A 658-nucleotide genomic window follows, 5' to 3' on the forward strand; every position below is an offset into this window, starting at 1 on the left:
TCGTAAACCTGTTCCAATTTATATATATGTACCAATAATGGATTATCCTGCGGCCTTCCTTTAACTTCAAATATTTTTCTTATTGCATTTTCATTAAAAGCATCTGCAGCTAATCCATAAACAGTTTCTGTTGGAATTGCAATAACCTCACCATTTCTTAGATACTCTGCACCTTTTACAATATTTTTGTAATTAGTATTTAAATCTTTAACATTTAATATTTCTGTTTTCATAGATAACCTGCCTCCTATTTGAGTGGCGTCTTTTTCTAAACATCATAAAGAAATATAGAAAACCAATATCGCCTTAACTTTTGAAAATATAGTATTTTCTAATGTTTTAAGAATAGTAAATAGCCTCAAAGTGAAAGTAATATAATCACTAATAAAGTAAAGCCATATCATTAGATATGACTTTACTTGTGAAGAATGAGACACAAAATACCAACTTGTTCACTTTAACTTATCAATGTTTCCTGATTGAATATATTTAATATTTGCTTGGATTTTTTCATATGTCCAATTCCACCACTTAATTTCAAGCAATTTAGAAATTGTTTCATCATCATACCTTTTCTTTATAACTTTTGCGGGTACTCCTCCAACAATAGTATATGGAGGAACATCCTTTGTAACTACTGCTCTAGTTCCAATAATTG

General features: G+C 29.0%; 1 protein-coding gene and 1 pseudogene. Both read right to left on the reverse strand.

The annotated features are described in order from the left end of the window. A partial coding sequence (locus tag KPL50_RS26685) for an L-threonylcarbamoyladenylate synthase (protein WP_216301477.1) occupies positions 1 to 233 on the reverse strand: 233 nt, incomplete at its 3' end. Positions 234 to 452: 219 nt separating this feature from the next. After that, positions 453 to 658, reverse strand: a pseudogene (locus tag KPL50_RS26690) (acetyltransferase); the annotation flags it as partial.

Source organism: Clostridium sp. CF012, from assembly GCF_018861755.1.
GTDB lineage: Bacteria > Bacillota > Clostridia > Clostridiales > Clostridiaceae > Clostridium_AD.